Annotated in this window: 16 protein-coding genes and 1 pseudogene; 11 read left to right on the top strand and 6 right to left on the bottom strand. The window is 72.9% G+C overall.

What is annotated here, in order from left to right; all coding sequences use genetic code 11:
- Positions 1-30: 30 nt before the first annotated feature.
- The 5 genes from AB0M39_RS00555 to AB0M39_RS00575 all read left to right on the top strand — a co-directional run bounded on the left by AB0M39_RS00555 (position 31) and on the right by AB0M39_RS00575 (position 5,364).
- On the top strand, positions 31-966 hold the full coding sequence (locus AB0M39_RS00555) for an NAD-dependent epimerase/dehydratase family protein (RefSeq protein ID WP_365358544.1): 936 nt from the start codon (positions 31-33) through the stop codon (positions 964-966).
- Positions 966-1,862: an aldo/keto reductase gene (locus AB0M39_RS00560; protein WP_365358546.1), complete on the top strand. Its 897-nt coding sequence runs from the start codon at positions 966-968 to the stop codon at positions 1,860-1,862. The genes AB0M39_RS00555 and AB0M39_RS00560 overlap by 1 nt, the downstream gene beginning before the upstream one ends.
- Positions 1,863-2,101: 239 nt before the next feature.
- On the top strand, positions 2,102-2,707 hold the full coding sequence (locus tag AB0M39_RS00565) for a hypothetical protein (protein ID WP_365358547.1): 606 nt from the start codon (positions 2,102-2,104) through the stop codon (positions 2,705-2,707).
- Between the two features lie 234 nt (positions 2,708-2,941).
- Positions 2,942-4,423: a glycoside hydrolase family 16 protein gene (locus AB0M39_RS00570; protein WP_365358549.1), complete on the top strand. Its 1,482-nt coding sequence runs from the start codon at positions 2,942-2,944 to the stop codon at positions 4,421-4,423.
- A gap of 14 nt (positions 4,424-4,437) precedes the next feature.
- Positions 4,438-5,364 carry a DUF1996 domain-containing protein gene (locus AB0M39_RS00575; RefSeq protein WP_365358551.1) on the top strand — a complete coding sequence of 309 codons (927 nt, stop codon included), beginning with the start codon at positions 4,438-4,440 and terminating at the stop codon, positions 5,362-5,364.
- Between the two features lie 82 nt (positions 5,365-5,446).
- Here the strand turns inward: AB0M39_RS00575 and AB0M39_RS00580 are convergent, their stop codons facing one another.
- The gene (locus tag AB0M39_RS00580; RefSeq protein ID WP_365358553.1) at positions 5,447-6,409 is read right to left on the bottom strand and encodes a transcriptional regulator; all 963 of its coding nucleotides are present in this window, start codon (positions 6,407-6,409) and stop codon (positions 5,447-5,449) included.
- A gap of 59 nt (positions 6,410-6,468) precedes the next feature.
- Here AB0M39_RS00580 and AB0M39_RS00585 point away from each other — a divergent pair.
- Positions 6,469-7,724: pseudogene (locus tag AB0M39_RS00585) on the top strand (MFS transporter).
- 110 nt (positions 7,725-7,834) lie between these two features.
- On the opposite strand, the gene AB0M39_RS00590 reads toward AB0M39_RS00585, so the two are convergent.
- Entirely contained in the window at positions 7,835-9,241 is a 1,407-nt protein-coding gene (locus AB0M39_RS00590) for a cation:dicarboxylase symporter family transporter (protein WP_365358555.1), read from the bottom strand.
- Between the two features lie 127 nt (positions 9,242-9,368).
- On the opposite strand from AB0M39_RS00590, the gene AB0M39_RS00595 reads away from it, so the two are divergent.
- On the top strand, positions 9,369-10,982 hold the full coding sequence (locus AB0M39_RS00595) for an ATP-binding protein (RefSeq protein ID WP_365358557.1): 1,614 nt from the start codon (positions 9,369-9,371) through the stop codon (positions 10,980-10,982).
- Between the two features lie 27 nt (positions 10,983-11,009).
- Positions 11,010-11,693 (top strand): response regulator, encoded by a 684-nt coding sequence (locus AB0M39_RS00600; RefSeq protein WP_365358559.1) that lies wholly within the window; start codon positions 11,010-11,012, stop codon positions 11,691-11,693.
- Positions 11,694-11,854: 161 nt separating this feature from the next.
- Here AB0M39_RS00600 and AB0M39_RS00605 read toward each other — a convergent pair whose 3' ends face one another.
- Positions 11,855-12,964 (bottom strand): hypothetical protein, encoded by a 1,110-nt coding sequence (locus AB0M39_RS00605; RefSeq protein WP_365358561.1) that lies wholly within the window; start codon positions 12,962-12,964, stop codon positions 11,855-11,857.
- Positions 12,961-14,190, bottom strand: a complete 1,230-nt coding sequence (locus AB0M39_RS00610) for a hypothetical protein (protein ID WP_365358563.1) — start codon at positions 14,188-14,190, stop codon at positions 12,961-12,963. The genes AB0M39_RS00605 and AB0M39_RS00610 overlap by 4 nt, the downstream gene beginning before the upstream one ends.
- 110 nt (positions 14,191-14,300) lie before the next feature.
- Here AB0M39_RS00610 and AB0M39_RS00615 point away from each other — a divergent pair, with 110 nt between their 5' ends.
- A complete protein-coding gene (locus AB0M39_RS00615) occupies positions 14,301-14,999 on the top strand; it encodes a helix-turn-helix transcriptional regulator (RefSeq protein ID WP_365358565.1) in 699 nt (232 codons plus the stop codon).
- Positions 15,000-15,031: 32 nt separating this feature from the next.
- On the opposite strand, the gene AB0M39_RS00620 is transcribed toward AB0M39_RS00615, so the two are convergent.
- On the bottom strand, positions 15,032-16,138 hold the full coding sequence (locus AB0M39_RS00620; protein WP_365358567.1) for a hypothetical protein: 1,107 nt from the start codon (positions 16,136-16,138) through the stop codon (positions 15,032-15,034).
- A 207-nt stretch (positions 16,139-16,345) separates the two neighbouring features.
- Positions 16,346-17,371 (bottom strand): ATP-dependent 6-phosphofructokinase, encoded by a 1,026-nt coding sequence (locus tag AB0M39_RS00625; protein ID WP_365358569.1) that lies wholly within the window; start codon positions 17,369-17,371, stop codon positions 16,346-16,348.
- A gap of 379 nt (positions 17,372-17,750) precedes the next feature.
- On the opposite strand from AB0M39_RS00625, the gene pta reads away from it, so the two are divergent.
- Both pta and AB0M39_RS00635 read left to right on the top strand, forming a co-directional pair.
- Positions 17,751-19,883, top strand: a complete 2,133-nt coding sequence (gene pta, locus AB0M39_RS00630) for a phosphate acetyltransferase (protein WP_365358571.1) — start codon at positions 17,751-17,753, stop codon at positions 19,881-19,883.
- A gap of 35 nt (positions 19,884-19,918) precedes the next feature.
- Positions 19,919-21,187 (top strand): acetate kinase, encoded by a 1,269-nt coding sequence (locus AB0M39_RS00635; RefSeq protein ID WP_365358813.1) that lies wholly within the window; start codon positions 19,919-19,921, stop codon positions 21,185-21,187.
- Positions 21,188-21,244 lie beyond the last annotated feature (57 nt).

The raw sequence follows: 21,244 nt of genomic DNA on the forward strand, positions 1-21,244 counted from the left end.
ACTTGTCGTACGACACAAGGGAGTTCAGCGATGCACAGGGTGCGCGAGACAGCCGTCATCGGCGGGAACAGGTATTTCGGGAAGCGGCTGATAGACCGGCTGCTGCATTCCGGAGACCGCGTCACCGTCGTCAATCGCGGCTCCGCCGCGCCGCCCGCCGGGGCTGTGCATCTCATCGCCGACCGCGACGACGAGGACTCCCTCAGATCCGCCCTCGGATCGCGCACATTCGACGTCGTCTTCGACCAGGTCTGCTATACCCCGCGTCAGGCGGACATCGCCCGCCGGGTCTTCGCGGGGCGCACCGGGCGCTATGTGATGACGTCCACCGTCGAGGTGTACGAGTACGAGCACTCCGCCACCCCCGTACGCGAGGACGCCGTCGACCCGCGGACGGTCGTCGTCTCGCTGACCGCCCCCTGGGACGATCCGGACTTCCTGGAGCAGCACTACGGCGAGGGAAAGCGACAGGCCGAGGCGGTGTTCGCGCGGGATCCCGACTTTCCGTACGTCTCCGTGCGGGTCGCCCATGTGCTGGGCGGCGCCGACGACTTCACCGGGCGGGTCGACCACTACGCCGCCCGGATCCGGGCGGGCGAGCCCATCGCCGTGCCCGTGCTCAATCATCCCGCCGCCTATGTGCACGTCGAGGAGATCGCCGACTTCCTGGCATGGACGGGAGGTCAGGAGTTCACCGGCGCGGTGAACGCGAATTCCCACGGTCCGCTCACGACCGCGGACCTCTGCGACGAGATCGTCCGCCAGATCGGCGGAAAGGCCGAATACCAGCCCGTCGAGGTCGGCGAGACCTCGCCGTTCTCCTTCGTCCGGTCGTACGTCATGGACAACTCCCGTGCGACGGAGCTGGGTTTCCGTTTCCGGGATTCCTCGCAGTGGGTCTCCCAGGCGATCGCCGAAACACTCGGCGCAACCGCAGCCACAACCACGAACAAGGACGGACGGTAATGCGCTACCGCACTCTCGGCGACTTCCAGGTCAGCGCGATCGGGCTCGGCGCGATGCCGCTCTCCATCGAAGGGCGCCCCAGCGAGCAGCAGGCCCACGCGACCGTCCACGCCGCGCTCGACGCGGGCGTCACGCTGATCGACACGGCCGACTCGTACTACGCGCCCGACGGCGAGCCCGGCGCCGGCGAGCTTCTGGTCGCCCGCGCGCTGGCCGCGTACGGAGGGGCCGCGGACTCGGTGCTGGTCGCCACCAAGGGCGGGCGCGGGCGCACGCCCGACGGCGGCTGGACGGTCGACGGCGACCCGGGCCGGCTGAAGCAGGCCGCGAAGAACTCCCTCGCCCGTCTCGGCGTCCCGGCGATCGGGCTGTACCAGCTGCACAAGCCGGACCCGGCGGTCCCGTTCGCCGACTCGCTGGGGGCGCTGCGCGAACTCCTCGACGAGGGCGTGATCCAGTTCGCCGGGATCTCCAACGTCGACGCGGAGCAGATCCGGCTGGCGCGGCGGATGCTGGGCGAGAAGCTGGCCTCCGTGCAGAACCGCTACTCGCCCGAGGTCAGGGACAGCGAGGCGGAGCTGCGGCTCTGCGCGGAGCTGGGGGTGGCGTTCCTGCCGTGGAGTCCGCTGGGCGGGATCTCGCGCAGCTCGCTGGACGGCCCTTCCGCGCTCGGCGGAGACGACGGTGCGGACCGTCCGTACGCGGCCTTCCACCGGGTGGCCCGCGCTCACGGCGCCAGCCCGCAGCAGACCGCGCTGGCCTGGCTGCTGGCCAAGTCCCCGACGGTGATCCCGATCCCCGGGGCGAGCCGCCCGCAGAGCGCCGCGGGCTCGGCGGCGGCGGCCGACCTGGTGCTGAGCGAGACGGAGCTGGCGGAACTCGACGCGACGGGCTGAGCCGGAGACCGCCGGCTGGCGTTGAGGGTGGGTGACCTCGGGGCCGCTGGCCGACGTCGAGGCAGGCTGACCTCGGGGCTGCTGGCTCACCTCGAGACCGCTGGCTGGCCTCGAGACCGCCGGCTGGCCTCGAAGCCACTTGTCGTCCTCGGGGCCGCCGGCTGAGCTCGCCCCGGCCGGCGCCCGCCTCGACGGCGCCCGGCTGGCAGCCGGCCCCTCGCCTCGGCGACGATGCGTGCATGACGAACTCCGCGGCCTCCGACGGCGACCGGCGCTTCCTCGATCCCGGGGCGCCGCTGGCGGCGTACGCGGATCTCGTCCACGCCGTGTGCCCGCAGTGCGGCGGCCGGGCCGCGATCGTTCCCCGGCCCGGCCTGCCCGAGCTGCGCTACACGATCGAACTGCACTACCGGCCCCGGCGGCTGACGTGCGCGCTGTGCGGCGCGGTGCGCGAGTGGACGGCCGGGCGCAGGGACGGCGCTCTTGTCCCGGCGACGCTGGGCGGGCCCCACGACCCGTTCTTCGGACGGCCGCTATGGCTGCAGACGCCGTGCTGCGGCGAGGTGCTGTGGGCGTACAACGAGCGGCACCTCGACGCGCTCGGCGCGTACATCGCGGCGGGCCTCCGCGAGCGGACGGGCTGTTTGACGATGTGCATGCTCGACCGGCTGCCGGCCTGGATGAAGGCGGCCGGCCACCGGGCCGAGGTGCTCCGCGCGGTGGACAGGCTGCGCGCGCAGGCGGCGCGGACGGACCCGCGCCACCGGCCGGCCGTCGCGTCGGAGGGGCCGGCGGCCGTCCCCGCCCGTCCTGTGCGCGCCCTGTACTTCCGGGAGCCGTACTGACGCCTCCGGAGGCGCGCGTCGCAGGACCGAACTCATCTGCGGACAGGGGGTGTTCGCGGCGCCCTGGTCAGGACGTCGGCCGTGCACCGTTCAAGAAGTCAAGGGTGTAGAGCCATTGACGGCCGAGCTGTGTACATCTACAAAAATTGATTGAGAGCGCTCTCAAGACCCCCACGGCACCATCGCCCCCGGAGGTGTTCCTTGAGCACGAGCCGCACGAGCCGCACAAGCCGCATGAGCGGCGCCCAACCCGTACGTCCCATCAGACGCACTCCGCTAGTCGCCGCCGCCGTCGCCCTCGCCACCGCCCTCGCCGGGCTCCTCGCCGTCGGCGGCGCGGGCTCCGCGCGCGGCGACGTGCCGCCGACGCCCGGCTGGAGCCTCCAGTGGAGCGACGACTTCAGCGGGCCCGCCCGCTCCCTGCCCTCGTCCGCGAACTGGCAGATCGACACCGGCCACGGCTACCCCGGCGGCCCGGGCAACTGGGGCACCGGCGAGATACAGAACTACACCGCCGACCCCGACAACCTCAGCCACGACGGCAACGGCAACCTCCGCATCACCCCCCTCCGCGACGGCGCGGGCAACTGGACCTCCGGTCGCATCGAGACCCGCCGCGCCGACTTCAAGGCCCCCTCCGGCGGCGTCCTGCGCATCGAGGGCCGTATCCAGATGCCGAACGTCACCGGCCAGGAGGCCCTCGGCTACTGGCCCGCGTTCTGGGCCCTGGGCGCTCCCTACCGCGGCAACTACTGGAACTGGCCCGGCATCGGCGAGTTCGACGTGATGGAGAACGTCAACGGCATCAACTCCGTCTGGGGCGTGCTGCACTGCGGCGTCAACCCCGGCGGCCCGTGCAACGAGACCTCCGGCATCGGCGCCAGCCGCGCCTGCCCCGGGGCCAGCTGCCAGTCCGCGTTCCATACGTACCGCTTCGAGTGGGACCGCTCGACCGCGCCCAACGAACTGCGCTGGTACGTCGACGGCCAGCTGTTCCACAGCGTCAGCCAGAGCCGTTTCGACGCGGCGACCTGGGCGAATATGACCGACCACGCCGGCTACTTCATTCTGCTCAACGTCGCGATGGGCGGCGCGTTCCCCGACGCGCTGGCCGGGAAGACCCCGACTCCGGCGACCGTGCCCGGCAAGCCGATGCTGGTCGACTACGTCGCCGTCTGGACCAAGGGCGGCAGCGGTCCCACGGACCCGACCGACCCGCCCGGCCCCACCGACCCGCCGCCGTCCGGCTCCGCGCAGCTGTACCTCCGTACGGGAGGGGGCGCCGGCGACGCACAGTCCTCCGGCTCGTCGGCCACGCTCGCCTCGGCGGGCGGCGCGAACTACGACGGCGCGCCGCACAGTCCGCAGGTGTTCGTCTCGGGCCCGATCACCCGCAGGTGCAACGGCGGCTCGACGCAGTTCGACCTGCTCGTCGACGCCGGCTCGACGGTCGCCAACGGGCAGCAGGTCAGGGTGAGCTACGACCGGACGGGCGACGGGAGCTGGGACCGCACGGAGACGTACCAGTACTTCGCCACCGACCCCGTCCCCGGCTACGAGCACTACACCCAGGCCAGGGGCCTCAAGTCCGCCACCGGCTCGCTCGGCGACCTGAGCGGCGGCAAGGTGCGGATCGAGGTCTGGAACGCCATCGGCAACGGCGCCAGCACGGTCGGCGTCGGCAACCAGTCCCTCGTGCGCATCCCCTTCGGCTGAGCGGGGAGGACGCCATGCTCCGCAGACTCCTCGCGGGCGCGGCCGCCGTGCTCGTCCTGGCCGCCGCCGGGTGCACCGCCGACCGGCCGAGCCGCTCCACCGGCCATCAGGCCCACGCGTACACCTACACCGCGGCGCAGCAGGCCGCGATCGTCGCCCAGGCGGCGGCCCCGCTGCGCGGCAGCGAGTTCCGCGCCGACTGCTTCTCCAGCCACCGCAGGGGCGACGACCCGATCGTCTTCCCTGGCCAGGCCGGGCGCTCGCACATCCACGAGTTCTACGGGAACAGGACCGCGAACGCGTCGTCGACGCTGCAGTCGCTGGCCGCCGGAACCACCAACTGCACGCCCAAGACCGACCTCTCCTCCTACTGGACCCCCACCCTCTACCAGAACGGAGTCGCCGTGGCCCCCGAGCGGGTCACCGTCTACTACCAGGGCATCACCGACCACACCCGGGCCGTGGCCCATCCGCGCGGCCTGCGCTACGTCGTCGGCAACGCCCTGGCCGCCTCCCCCGACCAGAACCCCGCGGCACGCTGGTCGTGCGTCGGGCAGACCGCGTCCTCGCGGGACTTCCTGGCCTGCCCGCCGGGGACCAAGCTGGAGAACTACCTGGACTTCCCGACCTGCTGGGACGGGAAGAACCTGGACAGCGCCAACCATCGGGACCACATGGCGTACGCGACCGGCCAGAGCTGTCCCGCCACCCACCCCGTCGTGGTGCCGCGCCTCGAACTGCTCATCACCTGGCCGGTGCACGGCGGCGGGCTCACGCTCGCCGGCACCCGCGGCGGCGTCAACGTCACCGACGCGCCCGGCTACACCTTCCACGGCGACTTCTTCAACGCCTGGGACGACGGCGAGCTGAGGCGCCGGGTGAGGGACTGCGTCAACGCGGGCTACATCTGCGGGACGGACGGCCGTCCGATCCAGCAGTGAGGTCGTAGCGCGCCCGGTGGCCGGGGCGCCCGTCGCCCTTCGGGGCAGGGCGCCCCGGGCCACTGGGCGCGGTCGCGCCGCCTCACGCGGAGTTGGCCTTCACCAGCACCTCTCCGACAGCGGTACGGAAGTAGAGCACCGAGCGCCCCGAGCGCCGCCGCCCGGCCAGTCCCGCGTCCAGCAGGACCTTGAGGTGGCGGCCCACCGAGCCGAGGCCCTGGCCGGTGAGCGCCACCAGCTGCGTGGTGCTCTTGGGGGCGTCGAGCAGGGTGAGGACGACCGCCCGCGCCGGCCCCAGGAGCGCGCCCAGGGCCTCGGGCGCCGCCGCCTTGTCCGCCTCGGCGAGCGCGCCCTCGCAGGGGTAGACGACGGCGTAGCGGTGCGGGGCGTCCCAGGAGACCCAGCCCTGGTGGTGGGTGACGGGGACGAACATCAGCTGGGCGCCGGAGACTTCGCGCGGCGGGTTGTCGTACACGTTGATCTGGAGCCGGCTCTCGCCGAGCCAGCGCATCCCGGGGCGCAGGCCGTCCAGCGCCGCCGCCCAGCCGCCCTGGCCGAGCTGTCCCGTGCGCGCGACGACGTCGGCCTCCATGATCCGGCGGCGGCGCTCCCAGTCGGGCTGGACCGTGTGCGTCCACACCCATGCGAGCAGCTCCGCGGTCCGCTGCGGCAGGTCGCGGCGGTCCAGGGCGCGTGGGAGCGGGCCGCCCAGCGCGGTCTCCAGATCGGCGCGGGCGACGGACGGCGGGGTGCGCCGGACGCGTTCCAGCTCCTCGCCCCAGGCTGCCTCGCCCGCCGGGGTGGGGGTGAGGTAGTCGGCGATCCAGGTGGGGCCGAGTGCGGCGCCGACGAGCAGGTCGGTGACGGGGTCGTCCGCGAGCCGCTGCCGGTAGGCGGGTCGGTGGGCATCGAGCCAGGCGCGCTCGCCGGGGTGGTACGCCTCGCCCTTGTGCAGGGCCATCAGGGCCGCGGTGGCCTCCGCGAGAGGAGAGACGACGAATCGGCCGGCCGCGAGGGTGTCCGCGTTGACCTGCCACAAGCCCATGGTTTCGCCTCCCCGCGAAAGATTAACGGGCCTGCCGGACGGCCCCTGAGACTCCCCGCATGCGCACCTACCGGGAACTCGTCCGCGTGCCGGAGTTCGCTCCGCTCTTCGCCGCCTGCTCGACGCAGGTCGCCGCCACCACGGTGAGCGGCCTCGCTCTGGCCGTCCTCGTCTACTCCGCCACCGGCTCGCCGCTGCTCTCGGCGCTCAGCATGTTCGGCCCCTCGCTCGCCCAGGTGATCGGCGCGACGACGCTGCTCTCGGCGGCCGACCGGCTGCCGCCGCGGGCCGCGACGGCGGGCGTCGCGCTGACGTTCGCCGCCGGGACCGCCGCGCTGGCGGCGCCGGGGATGCCGCTGTGGGCGATGTTCGCGGTCCTGCTGACGATGGGTCTGGCGGGGTCGGTCGGCGGCGGAGTGCGGTACGGGCTGCTCACCGACGTCCTGCCCAAGGACGGCTATCTGCTGGGCCGTTCCGTGCTCAACATGGCGGTGGGCGTCACGCAGATCACCGGGTACGCGGTGGGCGGCGTGCTGGTCGGCGCCCTCTCGCCGCGCGGGGCGCTGCTCGCCGGCGCGGCCCTGCATCTGGCGGCCGCGGCCCTCGCCCGGTTCGGCCTGCGCCGGCGGCCGCCGCGCGCCGCGGGCCGGCCGTCGGTCGCCGAGACCTGGCGGAACAACGCGCTGCTGTTCTCCTCGAAGCCGCGCCGGCATGTGTACCTCGCCCTGTGGATCCCCAACGGCCTGATCGTCGGCTGCGAGTCGCTGTTCGTGCCGTACGCCCCCGAGCACGCGGGGCTGCTCTTCGCCTGCGCGGCGATGGGGATGCTCGCCGGAGACACCGTGATCGGCCGCTTCGTGCCGAAGGGGCGGCGGGCCCGGCTGGGGCCCGCGCTGCTTCTGCTGCTCGCCGTGCCCTATCTTCCCTTCGCCCTGGGTCCGGCGCTGCCGGTCGCGGCGGCGGCCGCGGCGCTGGCGTCCGTCGGCTTCGCGGCGAGCCTCGTCTTCCAGGAGCGCCTGCTCGCCCTGGCGCCGGGCGAGCTGAGCGGCCAGGCATTGGGGCTGCACTGTCGGGGATGCTCGCCTTGCAGGGGGTGTGCGCGGCGACGGCGGGCGGGATCGCCCAGTTCCTCTCGCCGGCGGCCGCGATGACGGTGATGGCGGCGCTGTCGGTGACCGTCACGCTGGCGCTGCTCCCGGGCCTGCGCGCCGAGCCCGCCTCCGCCGGGCGGTCACGCTCCGTACAGCCCGAACACTCCGTACAGCCCGTACAGCCCGAGCGGTCTCGGGTCGACGACGACGGCGCCCGGGCCTGAACGCAGCTCGCCCTCCTGCCCCGCCGAGCGGGGAGGAGGGCGAGCCGTCTCATGGACGAGCGATCGGACGATGGGTCGTCGGACGATGGGTCAGGCAGGCCGGCTGCGCGTCAGACCTTCACGCGGGCGTCGGCGTCGTTGTCGTCCCGCTGCTCGGGCACCGGCTGCCCCGCGAGGACCTTCGCGTCCGCGACGTCCCCGTCGTCGAAGGACGACCCGTGGCCGTCGTCGAGCAGGGTCTGCTCGTCGAAGGGGAACTTGCCCGCGAGGACCTGGTCGACCCGGGTCTTGTCGATCTCCTTCGTCCAGGTGCCGACGAGGACCGTGGCGACGGCGTTGCCCGCGAAGTTGGTCAGCGCGCGCGCCTCGCTCATGAAGCGGTCGATGCCGACGATCAGGCCCACGCCGTCGACCATCTCGGGCCGGTGCGACTGCAGTCCGCCGGCCAGCGTGGCCAGGCCCGCGCCGGTGACGCCGGCCGCGCCCTTGGAGGCGACGAAGAGGAAGAGCAGCAGCGGGATCTGCTCCCCGAGCGACATCGGGTTGCCCATCGCGTCGGCGATGAACAGCGAGGCCATGGTCATGTAGATCATGGTGCCGTCGAGGTTGAAGGAGTAGCCGGTCGGGACGGTGATGCCGACCACCGGCTTGCTCACGCCCAGGTGCTCCATCTTCGCGATGAGGCGCGGCAGCGCGGACTCGGAGGAGGAGGTGGACAGGATCAGCAGGAACTCACGGCTCAGGTACCTGAAGAGCGTGAAGATGTTGAGGCCCGCGACCAGGCGCAGCAGTGTGCCGAGCACGATGAAGATGAAGAGGAAGCACGTGACGTAGAAGCCCAGCATCAGCACCGCGAGGCTCTTGAGCGCGTCCAGTCCGGCCGATCCGGTGACCGCCGCGATGGCGCCGAACGCGCCGATGGGGGCGGCCCACATCACCATCGCCAGGATGCGGAAGACGAGCCGCTGGATGTGCTCGACGCCGCGCAGCACCGGCTGGCCCGCCTTGCCCATGGCCTGCAGCGCGAAGCCGGCGAGCAGGGCGATGAGCAGGGTCTGCAGGACCTCGCCCGCGGTGAAGGCGGAGACGATCGTCGTGGGGATGACCCCGAGCAGGAACTCGACCGTGTCCTTGGCCTCTTCCCCGACCTGTCCCTGACCGGCTTCCTTGACCGAGTCGGTCAGCTGGAGGCCGTCGCCCGGCTGCAGGACGTTGCCCACGACCAGGCCGATGGAGAGGGCGACCAGCGACATCACCAGGAAGTAGGCCAGTGCCACGCCGCCGACGGCGCCGACCTTCGCGGCTTTGCGCACGGAGCCGATGCCCAGCACGATCGTGCAGAAGATGATCGGCGAGATCATCATCTTGATCAGGTTCACGAAGCCGGTGCCCAGCGGCTTGAGCTCGGTGGCGAACTCGGGGGCGATCAGGCCCACCGCGATGCCGAGGGCCACCGCGACTATCACGGCGATGTAGAGGTAGTGCGTCCGGTCCCGCCTGCCTGTTTTCGTAGCCACGGGGTCCTCCTGTCTCAGTCACTCGTCCATGTCCCGATGGATGTGACGTGACTATTCAGGAGGCTGTGACGCCGGTCACCGTTGCGTGCGTTTCGTTCACATAAAGTCGGCCAGGCAGACTTGTTTCATGCGTATCCCCCGCCCTCGGAGCCTCGCCGGCCAGCTCTTCGCCATGCAGGTCGTGCTGGTGGCGGCGATCGTGGCGGGCTGGGGCCTGTTCACCTTCCTCACCGACCGCGCCCAGGCGGAGGACACCGCCCGCGCCCAGTCCAGGGCCACGGCGGCGTCCGCGGCGCGCTCACCCTCCGTGCTGGAGGCGATACGCTCCAGCGATCCCTCACCCCGGCTCCAGCCCTACGCCGAGGCGCTGCGCGAGGACGCGGGGGTGGACTTCGTGGTGATCATGGACCCCCGGGGGACCCGCTGGACGCACCCGGAGCCCGCCCAGATAGGCAAGACGTATCTGGGGCACATCGGCCCGGCGCTGAAGGGCCGGATCTACAGCGAGACGTACGAGGGCGTGCTCGGGCCCTCGGTGCGGACGGTGGTGCCGGTGTACGACGGCGAGCGGATCGTCGGCCTGGTCAGCTCGGGCATCACCATCGAGGAGATCACCGAGAAGGCGCGCAAGCAGCTCGCCGCCCTGCTGGGCGTGGCCGGGGCCGCGCTCGCGCTGGGCGGCGCGGGCACCTATGTCATCAACGCGCGGCTGCGCCGCCATACGCACGGGATGAACGCGACCGACCTCAGCCGGATGCACGACTACCACCAGGCCGCGCTGCACTCGGTGCGCGAGGGGCTGCTCATGCTCGACGGTCAGCGGCGGATCGCCCTGTTCAACGACGGCGCCCGCGAGCTCCTCGGCCTGCACGACGACGCGGTCGGCCGGTCGGTGGCCGAACTGGACCTGCCCGCCCCGCTGACGGGCGCGCTGCTGGCGTCGGAGCCCCGGGTCGACGAGGTGCATCTGACCGCGGACCGGGTCGTCGTCGTGAACACCCAGCCGGTCGTCGGCGGCGACAAGCGCGGCACCGTCGTCACCCTGCGCGACCACACCGAACTCCAGTCGCTCTCGGGCGAGTTGGACTCGGAGCGGGGCTTCACCCAGGCCCTGCGCTCGCAGGCCCACGAGGCGGCCAACCGGCTGCACACCGTCGTCTCGCTGATCGAGCTCGGCCGCGAGGACGAGGCGGTCGCCTTCGCCACGGCGGAGCTGGAGCTGGCGCAGGTGCTGACGGACCGGGTGGTGGCCGCGGTCGGCGAGCCGGTGCTGGCCGCTCTGCTGCTGGGCAAGGCGGCGCAGGCCAACGAGCGCGGCGTGGAGCTGGTGCTCACCGAGGACAGCCGTATCGACGACGGCGTGCTGCCGCCCTCGCTGCCGCCGCGCGACCTGGTGACGATCCTCGGCAACCTCGTCGACAACGCCGTCGACGCGGCGTCCGCCGTGCGGGCGGGCCCGGCGCGGCGCGCCCAGGTCACCGTCACCGCGCGCGCCGACGAGGACGAGCTGCTGCTGCGGGTCGCGGACACCGGCGCGGGCGTCGACCCGGCCGACGTCGAGGCGGTCTTCCGACGCGGCTGGTCCACGCAGGGCGCGGGCCGCGGGCTGGGACTCGCCCTGGTGCAGCAGGCGGTGCACCGCGGCCGCGGCGCCGTCGTACTCTCCCAGGGCCCGGACGGCGGCGCACAGTTCACGGTACGGCTGCCGCTGCACAGCGTGGAGGTACACGATGAGACCTGACCAGGACAGACGCAGGGCGGTGCGCCCATGAGCGATCCCATCAGAGTGCTCGTCGTCGAGGACGACCCGGTCGCCGCCGACGCGCACGCCCTCTACGTAGGGCGGGTCTCCGGGTTCACCGTGTCCGGGGTGGCCCACTCCCGCTCCGAGGCCGTGCGGCTGCTGGAGCGCACGGAGGTCGATCTGCTGCTGCTCGACCTGTATCTGCCGGACGGGCACGGCCTGCACCTCGTACGGTCGCTGCGCGCAGCCGGGCACCACGCCGACGTCATCGCCGTCACCTCGGCCCGCGATCTGGCGATCGTCCGCGAGGGCGTGTCCCTCGGGGTCGTGCAGTACGTCCTCAAGCCGTTCACGTTCGCCACGCTGCGGGACCGGCTCAACCGGTACGCCGAGTTCCGCGCCGCCGTCGGCGAGGCGAGCGGCCAGGACGAGGTGGACCGGGCCATCGCGGCGCTGCGCGCGCCGCAGCCCGCAGGCCTGCCCAAGGGGCTCAGCGGCCCGACGCTGGAGGCGGTCACGCGCTCGCTGCGCGAGTCGCCCGCGGGGCTGACGGCGACGGAGGCCGGGGCGGCCGTGGGCATCTCCCGGATCACCGCCCGCCGCTATCTGGAGCACCTGGTCACCGCCGGCCGGGCGGCGCGCAGCCCCCAGTACGGCCAGATCGGGCGGCCCGAGCTCCAGTACCGGTGGATTCCCGCCGTCCGCTAGCCGCGACCCCTGCAACAGCCTCCAACAGCCGCGCGAGCCCTTCAGCAACCTGCGATCCCTTCAACAGCCTTGCCCTGCACGGGCATTGGCCTGGAACCCGGTGCTGCCGCACATCCTGATCGCGCGCCGGCTCGGCGGCTGCCTCGGCCTGCGCGGCGCGGTCACGGGCTGACGGGCGGGGAGCACTCGTGCGCCTGTGCCGAGCGCTCGGCGAAGGCCTTGAGGGCGGCGCGCCCGGGCGCGACCTTGCCGTACTTCTCGCGCTCCTTCTCCGACTCGAACACGGAGCCCTGCAGCACGAACAGCGCGGGCTCCTCCCCCGGAGCGCACTCCGCGCTGAAGGTGAGCGCCTTTTCCTCTCCGCCGCCCTCGACGGAGTCGTGGTGCAGCCGGAAGCGCATGTCCTCGGCGTAGGGGCCGTAGTAGGCGTCCAGGACGAACTCCCCGCGCCAGCGGTCGCCCAGTTCGCACCGCTCACGCGGGGAGTCGCCGCGGGCGCTCTCCCAGGCGCGGGCGATCGACGGCTGGAGCCCGGGCACTCCGGCGCAGGTGCCCTTGGCGCGGGCGACGGGGACGGACTCGTCCTCCCCGGTCGGCAGCGGCACGGTCCGCAGCGGCTCGCCCAGGGACGCGTGGCAGCCCGAGCGTTCGGCGGCCTTCTCGGCGGTGGCGGTGGCGAGGCGGGCGACACGGAGCCGGTGCTCCGGGTTGTCGAGGGCGCCCGCCCGCACATCGGCGTCCAGCGCGACCAGGAGGTCGCTGCGGCTGTCCGGGCAGTCGAGCAGTACGGCGGCGGTGGCGGCGGACTGGTCTGCCTCGCCCGAGAGGAACCCGGTCCAGCCGCCGCCGAGCGGCACGGGCCGGGCGGACTGGGTGCCCCAGTACAGACTCCCCGCGCGCTGGCCGCGGGCGGTCTCCATCGTCGGCACGCCGTAGACGGCCACGTCGACGGAGCCCGCGAGCCGGGAGCCGTCGACGGGCGGCTCGCCGGTCCGCTGGATCACACACCGCACATACAGGGAGCTGTCCGCGTCCTCGCCCAGGCCGCCCTCGCTGTGGGCCCGGTCCCGTTTCTCGGAGATCGGCCCGTCGCCGAGCAGCGAGCGGGCCTCGTCGCCCGCGAGCATCCCGTCGCAGGCGTCGTCGAGCATCTGCTGCTCGGTCCAGCGGTCGAGCGTGCCGCCGAGCACGAGATACCCGGCCGCGATCAGGAGCAGTGCGCCCGCCGCAGCGGCGACCGTGCGCGCGTGCCCCTTCAACTGCGCTGTCACCGCGCGTCCTCCAGCATCTTGGCGCCGCGGCAGTGCGACGTGGCGGGCCAGCCGTCCGCCGCCGCGAGGTAGCGCTCCATAACGGTACGCGCGCCGGCGGACAGCGTGTCCACGTCGGCCTTGGAGAGCACGGCGCTCTTCTGTTCGTCGTAGACGAGTTCGGGGGTGAGGGCGACATGGTGGTAGACACGGCCGCCGTCACAGGTCGACTGGGCCCACAGGTCGAAGGTGTAGGGGTCCCCCGCTCCTATGACCGTTCTGCTGCCGTCGGCCGCGGTGTCGGGCCCGCCTTCGAGCGCGCGGCGGGCCCGGGACTGCTCGCGGCCCAGCACACCGGCCAGGCTCTTTGCACGCACCGCCGTGATCGCCAGCCGCCTCGGCGTGGCCTCGTCGTCCCGGCGGGCGGAGCAGCGGCCGCTCCAGTCGCTGTACGGCCGCGCGGCGGAGCGCGTCCAGCGTCCGGCGGCGAGCCCGAGCTCCTTGGGGTCGAGCCAGGCGCAGAGCGCCTTGGCCGGCTGGGGGGCGGGGGCGTCGACGGGCAGCCGAGGCGTGCCGCAGCGCTGACGTGAGGTGATCCAGTTCGCGTACGAGACCGCCGTACGGGCCGCCAGCATCCGGTCCTCCTCCGAGAGCCGCCCCTCGACGGGCAGACCCACGGCGACCTGGAGGTCCCTGGTCGCTCCCGTACGTCCCTTGAGCCCCTTGGGGCAGGAGACGAGCAGGGAGGCGACCGCCGACGTCCCGCCGCGGACCTCGCCGCGCTGCACGGTCCCCGTGGCGCTCGCCGGCAGCCGGAAGGGGAAGCGGCCCTCGCTCCCGCCGCCCCTCTCGTCTTCTACGGCGTAGCCGGCGATCTCGCTCGCGTCGTCGGCCGGCGTCTGGAACCGCCGCTCCCCCAGCGCCTCCGCCCGGACCCACACCCGCGCCGCGCCGCCCCAGCTCAGCCGGCAGTCCAGCAGCGCCCGGCTCTCCTGGTCGGGGTCGAGCAGGGTGCCGTACTCCTCCGCCGTGCCCGCCGCGTCCTCCGGCAGATGGCGCCGCAGCCGCTCCTGGGGCAGCAGCCCCTGGCAGGCTTCCTTCAACTGGGCCCGGTTCTGCGACAGTTGGTCACCGCGTGCGACGGAGCGGGCGACGGCGGCGCCGGCCGCCAGCACGACGAGGGCGAGGGACAGCACCGCCCAGCGCGTTCGTCCGCGCCGCCATATACCCTGCAGTAACCCACGCATACGTTCCCCTCCGCAGCCGAGACGGCCCGAACGTTACCAAAGGGTACGATCAGCTCGGATGTTCCTACGACACGTGGCGTTGGGTGAACGCACCGTAGTCGCCGGGGCTCTTGGACCCCTACGGTGTGCCCGTGCACCAAGCCCCTCCCCCGCCCTTCGACGCCCCCGCGGCCCGCCGCCTGCGCGAAGCCCTCGGCATGGCCACCGGCCATGTCGCCTACGGCCTGCGCGCGCAGTACGGACTCCAGATACCGCCGGAGACCGTCGCCGCCTGGGAGCGCGGGATCGTCGTCCCCAGCCAGCGCGAACTGACCGCGCTCGCGGGCGTCCTGTGGTGCGCGCCGAGCGAGCTCCTCACCCAGGCGACCACCCTGCGCGAGCACCGCGTCGCCCGCGGCCTCTCCGCCGAGGACCTGGCGCGGCGGGTGGGCCTGGACTCCTCCTCGTACCGGCGGATGGAGGACTCGGGCCGCTGGCGCGGCAACGAGCGGCAGACCGCCGCGCTCGCCGGCGCCCTGGAGCTCGGCCCGCGCGAGCTGCTCACCGCCACCGGGCGGGACGGCGACCTGGCGGGGCTGCTGCGGGACGCCGTGGGCGCGCGCTGGCAGGCCTATGTGCGCCCGGTGTCGAAGATGCTGCCGATGGACCGCGGGCATCTGGAGGACGTGCTCCAGCAGTTGCACACGGACTACCAGTCCCGGATGGTGGCCACGCTGAGCTGGGGCCCGTCGTCGGAGGACACCGGGGAGGCGGGCCGCGACTTCCTGGACCGGATCGTGGACCACTTCTGGGCGCTGGCGCGCGCGTAACGCCCCTGGCTGGTTCGCCGACGGCTGTCCGCCTACGGTCCCCCGCCGGCGCTGCTCTCGCTCGTGTCGCCCCCAGGGGCGTCGAACGAGAAGAGCTGTCCCTCGCCGTCCGGAGTGCAGGCCGTCTGGCGGACCTCCGTCCACGGCCTGCCGACCCCCGGCGGCACGCCGAGGCAGAGCCTCTTCTCCTGAAGCCGTATCCGGTAGCCCTTCACCGGCTTGCCCACGGGCTCGAGCCAGAAGGTCTCGGCCGGACCGCGTTTGCCGCACAGACCGTCCTCCAGCGATGCGTCGCCGCTCGCCGACGCCATCCGCGCGCCCATGCAGCCGGGGCCGAAGTCGGGGTGGTCCGACAGGATCCGCCAGGAGTCGCCCTCCCGTCGTTCCGGGCGTTCCAGACGCTCCAGCGAGTAGCGCGGGACGGCGGTGACCGAGCACGGGGCTTCGTAGACCTGCCCGCCGTCCTGGGCGGACCGCTCGGCCAGGCAGAGCCCGGTGCCCACGTCCCTGATCCGCACCTGCCCCGGCGCGGGCGCGACCACGGCGCCACGGCGGGCCTCGCCCCGGTCGTCGTCGTCCGCCAGCAGGACGACGGCCGTCACGGCGGCCGCGGTCGCGCCGAGCACGGCGGCCGCGGGCAGCACCAGACGAGCCGGCCAGCTCCTGCGGGGCGGGGCGGCCACGGGGTCCGCGGGCTCCGGGCCGGGGGCCCTGCCCCCCGGCGCCTGACTCTCCCGTGCCTGGCTATCCCGTGCCTGGCTCTCCGGCGCCGGGCGCTCTGGCGTCCGGTCGTCGTCCTCCGGGTCCGCCGCCTCCAGCGGGGCGCCGGGGCCCTCGTCGGACTGCCTCTCGCGCCGGGTGAGCTCCTTGCGGACCCGCAGCCAGGCGTCGACCGCGCCCGGATCACAGCCGCAGGCCCGTACGAAGGCCGCGACCAGCTCCTCGCGGGGCAGCGTGGCGCGGCTGAGCATATTGGCCACGGTCGAGCGCGGCAGGACGTCGCCGACGGCCTCGGCGCGGGACGACAGCTCGCGGTACGGCAGGCCCGACCAGTCCTTCAGCGCCTGGAGCCCGGCGACGAACTCGGCTGGAGTGTGCGCCTGTTCCGGATCCGGAGCGCCGTTCCCGGCGGGGCCCATCCGCTCTCCCTTCCGCTGATGTCACGCGCGCGGCACGCGCGGAGGACAGGGTCGGGACATGTCCCGGAGAGGAACAGCCTTGCGATTCAAGCCATCGAACTCAAGAGCGATCTGCGCCAACCGAGGCGGAAAGCGACACGGCCCAGAAGCACGGCCGGGAAGCACGGTCTAGAAGCACGGCCGGGAAGGACGGCCTAGAAGCACGGCCTAGAAGACCGACTCCGCCTCGTACATCCGGCTCTCGGCCACGGTCTTCAGCCGGACGACGGCCTCCGCCAGCGGGACCATCTTCACCTCCGTGCCGCGCAGCGCCGTCAGCATGCCGAACTCGCCGCGGTGCACCGCCTCCACCGCGTGCCAGCCGAAGCGCGTCGCGAGCACCCGGTCGTACGCCGTGGGCGTGCCGCCGCGCTGCACATGGCCCAGGATGACCGGCTTGGCCTCCTTGCCGAGCCGGTGCTCCAGCTCGGCGGCGAGGCGGTTGCCGATGCCCTGGAAGCGCTCGTGGCCGTACTGGTCGATCTCGCCCTTGCCGTAGTCCATGGAGCCCTCGGCCGGGTGCGCGCCCTCGGCGACGCAGATCACCGCGAACTTCTTGCCGCGCGAGAAGCGCTCCTCGACCATCTTGACCAGATCGCCGACCTCGAAGGGCCGCTCGGGCAGGCAGATGCCGTGCGCGCCGCCCGCCATGCCGGACTCCAGGGCGATCCAGCCCGCGTGCCGGCCCATCACCTCGACGACCATCACGCGCTGGTGCGACTCGGCGGTGGTCTTGAGCCGGTCGATGGCCTCGGTGGCGACGGTGACGGCGGTGTCGAAGCCGAAGGTGCGGTCGGTGGAGGAGATGTCGTTGTCGATGGTCTTCGGCACGCCGACCACGGGCATCCCGGCGTCCGCCAGCATGCGGGACGCGGTGAGCGTGCCCTCGCCGCCGATCGGGATCAGCGCGTCGAGGCCGTACTGCTTCGCCAACTCCGAGGCGTTCTCGGCGGCTTCGCGCAGCCGGCCGCGCTCCAGCCGGGCGGAGCCCAGGATGGTGCCGCCGCGGGCGAGGATGCCGCTGACCGCGTTGAGGTCGAGCGGGCGGTAGTGGCCGTCGAGGAGACCCTTGAAACCGTCCTCGAAGCCGATGACTTCGTCGCCGTGGCCCGTCAGGGCGCGGTGCACGACGGACCGGATCACTGCGTTCAGGCCCGGACAGTCGCCGCCTGCGGTGAGCACTCCGATGCGCATCGTGCCGTGTCTCCTGCTCGTCAGTGGTGCGTATGAGCCCAAGTTCGATTGTTCCACGGGCGCCGGGACCCGCGCGCCTCCGGCAGCCTCGCCGTACGGCGCCGGGACCCGGCTCGCAGCCCCCGACCAGACCCACAGCCCGACCCCCTGCCCGACCGCAGTCCAGCCGCAGACCGCCCCCGGTCCGGCGGGCGCTCTATCTAGCCGCAGAGGTATTGTCAAGAGGGCGATGCCGCGGCCAGCGGTTTTTTTGTCGTCACTACCTTTTGTACCTCTTGTACGAAACCTGAACGAATCCGCACGGCCCCGCGGACCCCCACGGGACCCACGGGACGCCGGGGGGATTCGTACGCGACAGCACGGAGACGGGAGAGCACGCGTGACGCGCAGCGTGTACGTGACCGGGATCGACCGCGGGGACGGCCGCCAGGTCGTCGAGCTGGGAGTCATGGAGCTCCTGACCCGCCAGGTGGACCGGGTGGGCGTCTTCCGCCCGCTGGTGCACGACGGGCCCGACCGGCTGTTCGACCTCCTGCGCGCCCGGTACCGGCTCTCCCAGGATCCCGCGTCGGCGTACGGCATGGACTACCACGAGGCCTCGGCCCTCCAGGCCGAGAAGGGCACCGACGAGCTGGTCTCGCGGATCGTCGACCGCTTCTTGCAGGTCGCGAGGGAGTACGAGGTCGTGCTGGTGCTCGGCACGGACTTCGCCGCCACCCAGCTCCCCGACGAGCTGGCGCTCAACGCGCGCCTCGCCAACGAGTTCGGCGCCTCGGTGATCCCGGTCGTCGGCGGCAAGGGCCAGTCCGCCGAGTCGGTGCGGGCCGAGGCGCGCAACGCCTACCGCGCGTACGAGGCGCTGGGCTGCAACATCCTCGCCCTGGTCGTCAACCGCGTCGCCCCCGAGGAGCGCGAGGAGATAGCCGAGCGCCTGGCGGCCCGCCTCCCGGCGCCCTGCTACGCGCTCCCCGACGAGCCGGCCCTCGCCGCGCCCACGGTCGCCCAGATCACCCACGCCCTGGGCGCCACGGTGCTGCTCGGCGACGACGCCGGCCTGGCCCGCGACGCGCTCGACTTCGTCTTCGGCGGCGCGATGCTGCCGAGCTTCCTGCCCGCGCTGACCCCCGGCTGCATGGTCGTCACCCCCGGCGACCGGGCCGACCTGGTCGTCGGCGCGCTCGCCGCGCACTCCGCGGGCACCCCGCCGATCGCCGGCGTGCTGCTGACCCTCAACGAGCGGCCGAGCGAGGGGATCCTCACCCTCGCCTCCCGCCTCGCGCCCGGCACGCCGGTGGTGTCCGTGGCCGGCAACAGCTTCCCCACCGCGGCCGAGCTCTTCGCGCTGGAAGGCAAGTTGAACGCCTCCACGCCCCGCAAGGCGGAGACCGCGCTCGGCCTCTTCGAGCGCCATGTGGACACCGGCGAGCTGCTGGCGCGGCTCGCGGTGGCCCGCAGCGGCCGGGTCACCCCGATGATGTTCGAGCACGAGCTGCTGGAGCAGGCGCGGACCGACCGCCGCCGGGTGGTGCTGCCGGAGGGGACCGAGGAGCGGGTGCTGCGCGCGGCCGATGTGCTGGTGCGCCGAGACGTCTGCGACCTGACCCTGCTCGGCGACACCGAGGTGATCCGCAAGAAGGCCGCCGACCTGGGCATCGACCTCAGCGGCGCCCAGCTGATCGACCCGGCGACCTCCGAGCTGCGCCAGCCGCTGGCCGAGCGGTACGCCGAGCTGCGCGCCCACAAGGGCGTGACGGTGGAGCTGGCGTACGACGTCGTCTCGGACGTGAACTACTTCGGCACGCTGATGGTCCAGGAGGGCCTGGCCGACGGCATGGTCTCGGGCTCGGTGCACTCCACGGCCGCGACCATCCGCCCCGCCTTCGAGATCATCAAGACGAAGCCGGAGGCGTCGATCGTCTCGTCCGTCTTCTTCATGTGCCTGGCCGACAAGGTGCTGGTGTACGGAGACTGCGCGGTCAACCCGGACCCGAACGCCGAGCAGCTCGCGGACATCGCGATCCAGTCGGCGGCTACGGCGGCCCGCTTCGGCGTGGAGCCGCGGATCGCGATGCTGTCGTACTCCACCGGAACCTCCGGCTCCGGCACGGACGTCGACAAGGTCCGCGAGGCGACGAAGCTGGTCCGTCAGGCCCGCCCGGACCTGAAGATCGAGGGCCCGATCCAGTACGACGCGGCGGTCGAGCCGTCCGTGGCGGCGACGAAGCTGCCGGGCTCCGAGGTGGCCGGCCAGGCGACGGTGCTGATCTTCCCGGACCTGAACACGGGCAACAACACCTACAAGGCCGTGCAGCGCTCGGCGGGCGCGGTGGCCGTGGGACCGGTGCTGCAGGGTCTGCGCAAGCCGGTGAACGACCTCTCGCGCGGCGCGCTGGTGAGCGACATCGTGAACACGGTCGCCATCACGGCGATCCAGTCGCAGCCGCAGCCGCAGAAGACGTCGCAGCAGTCGCAGCAGTCCCCGCAGTCGGAGTCGGAGTCGGAGTCCGCATGAACGCCCCCACCACCCCTCACACCCCTGACGCCTCTATGGAGAGCACCGCCGCAGTGAGCACGAACGCCACCCGAGTCCTCGTCCTCAACTCCGGCTCCTCGTCGGTGAAGTACCAGCTCCTGGACATGCGCGACAGCTCGCGGCTGGCCGTCGGCCTGGTCGAGCGGATCGGCGAGGAGACCTCGCGCATCGTGCACACCCCGCTGACCGGCGACGGCGCGCACAAGCGCGAGCGCACCGGCGCGATGGCCGACCACGAAGCGGCCCTGAAGGCGGTCGCCGAGGAGCTGGCCCACGACGGGCTCGGCCTCGACTCCCCCGAGCTCGCGGCGATCGGCCACCGGGTGGTCCACGGGGGCCTGCGCTTCTCCGCGCCGACCGTGATCACCGACGAGGTGCTCGCCGAGGTGGAGCGGCTGGTGCCGGTGGCGCCGCTGCACAACCCGGCGAACATCACCGGCATCCGCACGGCCCAGGCGCTCCGCCCCGACCTGCCGCAGGTCGCGGTCTTCGACACCGCCTTCCACACGACGATGCCGGAGGCGGCGGCGCGCTACGCGATCGACGTGGAGACGGCGGACGCCCACCGGATCCGCCGCTACGGCTTCCACGGCACCTCGCACGCGTACGTCTCCCGCAAGACGGCCGCGCTGCTGGGCAAGGACCCGTCCGAGGCGAACGTGATCGTGCTGCACCTGGGCAACGGCGCATCCGCCTCGGCGGTCGCGGGCGGCCGGTGCGTGGACACCTCGATGGGCCTGACCCCGCTGGAGGGCCTGGTCATGGGCACCCGCTCCGGGGACGTCGACCCGGCCGTCACGTTCCATCTCAAGCGGGTCGCGGGCATGTCGGTGGACGAGATCGACACGCTGCTCAACAAGAAGAGCGGCCTGGTGGGCCTGTGCGGCGACAACGACATGCGGGAGATCAACCGCCGGATCGAGGAGGGCGACGAGCGTGCGCGACTGGCGTTCGACGTCTACATTCACCGGCTGAAGAAATACATCGGGGCGTACTACGCCGTGCTCGGCCGGGTGGACGCGGTGGCGTTCACGGCCGGGGTGGGCGAGAACGCGGCGCCGGTGCGGGAGGCTGCCATCGCCGGCCTGGAGGAACTGGGGCTGGCGGTGGACGCCGACCTCAACGCCGTCCGGGGCGACGAGGCGCGGCTGATCTCGCCGGCGTACGCCCGGGTCGCGGTGGCCGTGGTCCCTACGGACGAGGAATTGGAGATCGCACAGCAGACTTTCGCTCTCGTCGCCGCCACGGCGCCCCGATTGCCCGGATCTGAGGCCCTCTCCTGAGCGGGAGGCCGCCCATTTGCACTTTCCACCAGACGGAATATTCCCCGGAGAAACAAA

It is taken from the genome of Streptomyces sp. NPDC051907 (assembly GCF_040681075.1).
In the GTDB taxonomy this organism is placed as follows: Bacteria; Actinomycetota; Actinomycetes; order Streptomycetales; family Streptomycetaceae; genus Streptomyces.